General features: G+C 43.4%; 6 protein-coding genes and 1 pseudogene. All 7 read left to right on the forward strand.

All coding sequences use genetic code 11. The features are described from left to right. Window positions 1-694 precede the first annotated feature (694 nt). Window positions 695-1,057 (forward strand): annotated as a pseudogene (locus CQA49_RS10710) (LPP20 family lipoprotein); the annotation flags it as partial. Window positions 1,058-1,085: 28 nt separating this feature from the next. Next, window positions 1,086-1,652 carry a hypothetical protein gene (locus CQA49_RS09530; protein WP_115575721.1) on the forward strand — a complete coding sequence of 189 codons (567 nt, stop codon included), beginning with the start codon at window positions 1,086-1,088 and terminating at the stop codon, window positions 1,650-1,652. A gap of 40 nt (window positions 1,653-1,692) precedes the next feature. Beyond that, window positions 1,693-2,004 (forward strand): hypothetical protein, encoded by a 312-nt coding sequence (locus tag CQA49_RS09930; RefSeq protein ID WP_147288688.1) that lies wholly within the window; start codon window positions 1,693-1,695, stop codon window positions 2,002-2,004. Then, window positions 1,955-2,842, forward strand: coding sequence for a menaquinone biosynthesis family protein (locus CQA49_RS09540; protein WP_115575723.1), 888 nt, complete (start codon window positions 1,955-1,957; stop codon window positions 2,840-2,842). Before CQA49_RS09930 ends, CQA49_RS09540 begins: the two co-directional genes overlap by 50 nt. An 18-nt stretch (window positions 2,843-2,860) precedes the next feature. Further along, a complete protein-coding gene (gene yaaA / locus CQA49_RS09545; RefSeq protein WP_115575724.1) occupies window positions 2,861-3,667 on the forward strand; it encodes a peroxide stress protein YaaA in 807 nt (268 codons plus the stop codon). A 50-nt stretch (window positions 3,668-3,717) separates the two neighbouring features. Beyond that, window positions 3,718-5,511, forward strand: a complete 1,794-nt coding sequence (gene oadA / locus CQA49_RS09550) for a sodium-extruding oxaloacetate decarboxylase subunit alpha (protein WP_115575725.1) — start codon at window positions 3,718-3,720, stop codon at window positions 5,509-5,511. A 102-nt stretch (window positions 5,512-5,613) separates the two neighbouring features. Then, the gene (mqnE, locus tag CQA49_RS09555) at window positions 5,614-6,699 is read left to right on the forward strand and encodes an aminofutalosine synthase MqnE (RefSeq protein WP_115575726.1); all 1,086 of its coding nucleotides are present in this window, start codon (window positions 5,614-5,616) and stop codon (window positions 6,697-6,699) included. Window positions 6,700-6,852: the final 153 nt, after the last annotated feature.

Here is a 6,852-nt window from a genome sequence, read left to right on the forward strand (position 1 = left end):
CCCTTATCCCCCTTGCAACCCCCAAACCCCGACAACGCTTTTTAAGGGTTACGCATTTTCAATGCGTAACTTGAATTCCTTTAATTCTGGATTGCTTCGCTTGCGCTCGCAATGACGCGCGGTGTCTCTGTCATTGCGAGCGAGGAACGAGCGAAGCAATCCACAAAAGATTCTCAAACCACCAAAACGCGTTAAAGAAACCATAGAATTTTATCAACTAAAAAAAGGTTATATATGCACTTAGAGCGGAGCTTTGGCGGGCAATGCCCGCTAAAATAATACAATCCAAAAAATTGGAATACCTTTTGCTTTTTGCCTAAAGTAAATCAAGTCAAAGGATTGAAATATGAAAAACAAAGTGCTTAAAGGATCAATAGTTGCCACGATGGTGCTTTTTGTCAGTGGTTGCGGTGGGTTATTTGATGTAGGAGGGGCTAATGCAAACAACGCAAATGGGCTTATCCCACCATCTGCGCAAGGTGGAAACTACGCGCCTATAACGCCTCCAACTTATCCGCCAATGCCAGCGTATAATCAGAATCCAAACCTGCTTTCCACCCAAAACGCGCAGCCACGCCCACAGCGCGTAAATACAATGGTGATTGACAAGGTGGAAATTTCAGGTGTGAAAGATAATGAGCCAAAGTTTGATAGAGATGATACGATTATCCCTAATCGCAACAACAATCAAGAGCCGCTTATCCCAAATTCACCAATGCTCACAGAAACAAACATTATCGAGCTAAATGCTGTAGGTATGGGAATCCCGCCAGAAAATACCATTTCTCCCGGACAGGCGATGGCGCTAGCAAAGCGCGCGGCGATTGTAGATGCGTATAGACAAATCGGCGAAAAAATGTATGGAATCCGCTTGAACGCACAAGATACGGTAAAAGATATGGTGGTGCAAAACTCAACCGTCAGAACAAAAGTGCAAGCCCTTATCCGCAATGCTGAAATAAGCGAAAGCATTTGGAAAGATGGCGTTATGCAAGTAAGTATGCAACTAAAACTTGATGGCAGAATCTGGTATAAAGTCCTATCTGGTGGCAGATAAGGCGTTGCTACCTGCGCCATTATAAATAATGAGAAAGCATTTTTTTTACGCCATTCTTCCTTTGATATTTTTCCTCGGTGGTTGCGCTGATTTGCTTGATAAGCTTAGCGCGACACTTGGGGTAAATAACAAGCCTGCCGAGCAAGAAGAAGAAGTCATACAGCCCACAAAATTTAAGATTCTCCAAATTCAATCCCCGCAATTTTCTTTTTATGATTTTGCCACGATACTTTACAAAAAAAAGCAGACAGAAATCACGCTCTACACGCTAGGAAAGCCTGTTGGGAAAATCATTATAAAAGAGAAAGAAATTTGTTTTAACACTGACTGCGCGGGCAAATGGAGCGCAGCAAAAAACTTTTTTGGTACGGTGAGCTATGGGGATTTGTTTGAGGATATTTTGTTTGTGCGCGATATTTTTGAGGGTGAAGGAAAGCGCGTGGAGAAAAATAACACGATGATTCAGTGGTTTGTCAAAAATGAGCAAGAGATTTACTATGAGCGCGCGCAGGATTATACACTTTTTAGAAACCTAAGCACGGGCGTGACTTTGGGAATCCAAGATTATAAAGTGAAAGTCAAAAAAGGCGAGTGAGTTAATCAATAACACGATAGAATCTGAACTTTTGGTAAAAGTGGATTGCTTCGCTACGCCTCGCAATGACAAAAATATCACATGTCATTGCAAAGATTTGAAAAATCCGAAGCAATCTATAAGGATTCCAAAATCACCACAATGCGTTAGAGAATCTATGGAATCTTATCAACCAATTAGGGTTGTGTATGTGCGCGAAGCTCAAGCCAAAGCGGAATTTATTTCCGCGAAGGCACAAGCGGAGCGGAGCTTTGGCGGACTTGTTCGCCAAAGTGATATAATCAAAAGGGGAATAAAACAATATGGATCAAATTTTCACACCCAAAACGCGCAATCTAAGTGTGGCACATAGCCCTGATGCTGATGATTTATTTATGTATTATGCGCTCAATTTTGGCTGGATTAGCACGCCACATTTGCGTTTTCAATCTTGCGCAGAAGATATCCAAACACTCAATGAATCCGCGTTGCAATCACACTTTGATATAAGCGCGATTTCTTTTGCGCTTTACCCGCTTATCGCGCAAAATTACGCGCTTTTGCGCACAGGAGTGAGCTTTGGCGATGGCTATGGACCAAAACTTATTAAAAAATCCCAAACGCATTTGAAGCAAAATTTTAAAGTCGCTCTTAGTGGCGCACACACGACAAATGCCCTGCTTTTTAGGCTTGCGTATCCAAACGCGCGCATTGTGTATAAAAATTTCCTTGAGATAGAATCTAGCGTGCTAAGTGGCGAGGTTGATGCGGGCGTGCTAATTCATGAATCGATTTTAGAGTTTGATTCTTCACTTGTAGTGGAAGCCGAGCTGTGGGATATTTGGGAGGATTTGAGCGGTGGTGGGTTGCCGCTGCCTCTTGGTGGCATGGCGATTTCGCGCTCACTTCCGCTTAATATCGCGCTTGAGTGCGAGGACGCGCTCACACAAGCCGTCAAAGTCGCGGTAAATAATAAAAAAATCCTAAGCAAAATGCTTTTAGAGCGCAATTTGGTGCGCGTGGATTCTCAAAAATTAGAAGTGTATTTAAATCTCTACGCAAACGCGGATTCTGCGACTTTGAGCGATTTGCAAAAAAGCGCAATTGATAAGCTTTTTGCACTTGGATTTGATGCGGGCATTTATGCGCAGAAGCTTTTGTGCGAGGATTTTCTTTTGCCACAAGATTATGATTCCTTGCGTTATAGTTAGATTCTAAGTGAGTGAAAAATGACTTTGCTTTTTAGCCCGAGTGAGGGCAAAAACATGCCAGATTTTCAAGGCTTTAAGCAATCTAGCGCGCCTTTGGAATATCTTTTTTCCACAAAAACCTACAAGCAAAACGCGCTTAATGCGTATTTGCACGCGTTAAGAGAATCTGATGAAAAAACCTTGCTTTCTCTTTTTGGTACAAAAGAGCTTGATTTGCAAATGCTTAGTTTGTGTCAAAATTTGCTTACTTCACCTCGCATTGAGGCTATTAGGCTTTATAGCGGTGTGGCGTACAAGGCGCTGGGGTTTGAGAATTTGCCAAAAGATTCTCAAAATTTTTTGTATGAAAATCTCCTTATTTTTAGCAATCTCTTTGGCACAATCCGCGCAAACGACGCCATTCCTTTTTATAATTTGCACCAAAATAAGGGCAAGGGCGCTTTTAGCCTCAAAACGCTTTTTCAAGCTCAAGATTCTGATTTGCAGGCATTTTTACAAACGCATCAAAGTAAGCAAAAAAGCACGCAAATCATCGATTTACGCGCAGAAATTTATATTAAGTTCGCGCCAATCTCACTTCCGCACATTCAAATAGAATTTCTAAAAAATGGCAAAAAACTAAGCCACAGCTCAAAATTTTATCGTGGAATCTATGCAAGAGAGCTCGCGCTAAAATGCCAAAATCGCGCGCCAAAAAAGCTAGAAAAAACAGAAAAGCTAGAAAATATAGAATCCTTAGAGCGCATAAAGTTTGAAAACCTAGAGCTTGTGGGAAAAGAATATCAAAATGCGCGCACAATTTTGCGCTATGAAATATTAACTTAGCAAAACATAGTATAATGCGACATTAAAGTTTTCACTTTTAAGGAAGCGATATGATAAAAATCACAGAAAATTCTTTGCGTGACGGACAGCAATCCCTCCTTGCGACGAGAATGCGCACAGAGGATATGATAGAGGCGGCAAGGCTATTTGAGAAAGTCGGCTTTCACAGCGTGGAAGTGTGGGGTGGCGCGACTTATGATGCGTGCTTGCGCTATACCAAAGAGGATCCATTTGAGCGCCTTGCGACTTTTAAGGAAATTTTTAAAACCACGCCATTGCAAATGCTCGTGCGCGGGCAGAATCTCATCGGCTATCGCCACTATGCTGATGATGTGGTGGAGGAATTTATCCGCTTAAGCGCACAGGCGGGAATGGATATTTTTAGAATCTTTGATGCTTTCAATGACGCGCGCAATCTCAAAACCTGTATAGAATCCATCAAAAAATATGACAAGCACGCACAAGGTGCGATTTGCTACACGACTTCGCCTGTGCATACGACAAAGGGCTTTGTGGAATACGCAAAAGAAATGGTAAAAATGGGCTGTGATTCTCTAGCGATTAAGGATATGGCGGGCTTATTAACGCCTTTTAAAGCGTATGAGCTTGTGAAGGCTTTAAAAGAAGAGATTAATTTGCAGCTTAGCTTACATACGCATTCAACCGCGGGATTTGCTTTTGGCGCGCATTTAAAGGCGCTAGAGGCAGGCGTTGATGTGCTTGATTTGGCAAATTCTGCTTTGAGTGAAGGCACAAGTCACCCTTGCACGCAGTCAATGGTAGCCACGCTCAAAGGAAGCGAATATGATAGCGGGCTCAATATCGAGCTAATGGAGCAGGCAAGCGAGATTCTGCGTCGCAATCGCAAAAAGTACGCGAAGTTTGAATCTGTGTATAATCAAATCGATACGCGCGTGCTTCTCTCGCAAATCCCCGGCGGGATGATTTCAAACATGGCAAATCAATTGCGTGAGCAAAACGCGCTTGATAGAATGGATGAGGTGATGGAGGAGATTCCGCGTGTGCGCGAGGATTTTGGGTATCCGCCACTTGTCACGCCTTCAAGTCAGATTGTCGGCACGCAGGCGGTGCTAAATGTGCTTATGGGCGAGCGTTACAAGGCTATCACAACTGAAACGCGCAATATCATTAAAGGGCTCTATGGCAAAACGCCCGCGCCAATTTCTCAAAATCTCATGCAAAAAGTTTTGGGAAAGGAAAAGCCAAATACAAAGCGCCCAGCGGATTTGCTCTCGCCTGAACTAGCAGTGGCAAAAAGTGAATCTAAAGACTTTGCAAAAAGTGACACAGATGTGATTTCATACGCGATTTTTGGTGGCATTGCAAAGGCGTTTTTAACCGAGCGCAACGCGGATAAGCTCAAGCCTGAAAGTTTGGAAAGCTTTGAAGACAAGGGCGCGGATAAACTACCAAAAGAATTTGCGATTACCATTAATGGCGAGCAGTATGAGATTAAGATTGAAGGCAGTGGCGAGAAAAGCGCGGGTGTGAGGCCGTTTTTTATGCGCATAGATGGGGAATTGCGCGAAGTGTATGTCGAGGCGTTAGGCGAGGCTTCTGCGCGTGAAAAGCGAGATTCTAAGCCAAAAGGATTGCCACAAGCTACATGCTCTGGACATGCCACAAGTGCGATGCCCGGCACGCTCACAAAGCTAAAGGTAAAGGTTGGAGATAGCGTGAAAGTTGGCGATACGCTGGCAATCATTGAGGCGATGAAAATGGAAAATGAAGTGCTAGCGGCTGTTGATGGCGTGGTGAAAGAGATTTATGCCACTGAAGGCACACAAGTTGGCAGTGGCGTGGCGATAATGTTTATTGGGTAGATTCCAAACCTCACTTCCGCGCAGACATTATCAATTAAATTAAGAATCTGCGCTACAATGCCACGCTTTTAAAAATCCTTTTTGCACAAATCGAGGTAGGCTATGAAAGACATTTTAGAATCTGCGCTATGCGGAGATGAGCTAAGCGCGCAAGAATTTAGCAAGCTTTATGAGCTTGATCTTTTCACGCTTGGCAATGCCGCAGATTCCATCAGACAAGAAAAATACCAAAAAAAGACTTTTTTTAATATCAATCGCCACATCAACCCCAGCAATATCTGCGCGGACATTTGCAAGTTTTGTGCCTTTAGCGCGCATAGGAAAAATCCAAATCCTTATGAAATGAGTATCGATGAAATCCTAAGTCAAGCCGTGCAAAGTGCCAAAAATGGCGCAAAAGAGGTGCATATCGTCTCAAGCCACAATCCAAATTACACTTATGAATGGTATTTGAATGTGTTTAGAGAGATTAAAAAAGCCCTGCCAGAGCTTCATATCAAAGCGCTTACCGCTGCGGAGGTGGATTTTTTAGACAGGAAATTTAACAAGGGCTTTGAGCGTGTGTTGGAGGATATGGCGGAAAATGGCGTGGATTCTATGCCCGGAGGTGGGGCGGAGATTTTCGCGCCAAAAGTGCGCGAGTATATTTGTAAAGGCAAAGTAAAGGCGCATAGATGGCTTGAAATCCACAAATATTGGCACTCTCTTGGCAAGATGAGCAACGCCACGATGCTTTTTGGGCATATAGAATCTAGGGAGGATAGGATCGATCATATGCTTAAGCTAAAGGACGCGCAAAGTGCGAGGGAGAGGGTAGATGCCAAAAAAGGCGGGTTTAATGCCTTTATCCCGCTACTTTATCAAAAGCAAAATAATTATTTGAAAGTGAGCGAGTTTCCCAGCGGGCAGGAGATTCTTAAAACCATTGCAATTGCTAGAATTTTGCTAGGAAATATCCCACATATCAAGGCGTATTGGGCGACTTTGGGGCTTAATCTCGCACTTGTGGCGCAGGAGTTTGGCGCAGATGATATGGATGGGACAATCGAGGTGGAAAGCATACAATCCGCTGCTGGCGCAAAAAGCAGGCATGGCATTAGCAAAGATGAGCTTATTTATCAGATAAAAGATGCGGGGTTTGTCCCTGTGGAGCGAGATTCTCTCTATAATGAATGCGGGGTGTATTAGATAATATAAGGCGTCATTGCGAGCTGATGGGTTAGCGAGAGAATCCAAATAAGATGGAATAAAAATTTGCTTAGCAAATTTTTCAATTGAGAAACTCAAATGCAGTGTGCGGCACGCACCTTCTAGCGTTGTCGGGGGTTTGGGGGTGCAGGG

This window comes from Helicobacter sp. MIT 00-7814, assembly GCF_003364115.1.
Lineage (GTDB): Bacteria > Campylobacterota > Campylobacteria > Campylobacterales > Helicobacteraceae > Helicobacter_F.

Bases quoted from the DNA above. Each gene is read 5' to 3' on its own strand.
- CQA49_RS09530 (WP_115575721.1), top strand. From the start codon at position 1,086: ATGAGAAAGCATTTTTTTTACGCCATTCTTCCTTTGATATTTTTCCTC.
- CQA49_RS09540 (WP_115575723.1), top strand. From the start codon at position 1,955: ATGGATCAAATTTTCACACCCAAAACGCGCAATCTAAGTGTGGCACAT.
- yaaA (WP_115575724.1), top strand. From the start codon at position 2,861: ATGACTTTGCTTTTTAGCCCGAGTGAGGGCAAAAACATGCCAGATTTT.
- oadA (WP_115575725.1), top strand. From the start codon at position 3,718: ATGATAAAAATCACAGAAAATTCTTTGCGTGACGGACAGCAATCCCTC.
- mqnE (WP_115575726.1), top strand. From the start codon at position 5,614: ATGAAAGACATTTTAGAATCTGCGCTATGCGGAGATGAGCTAAGCGCG.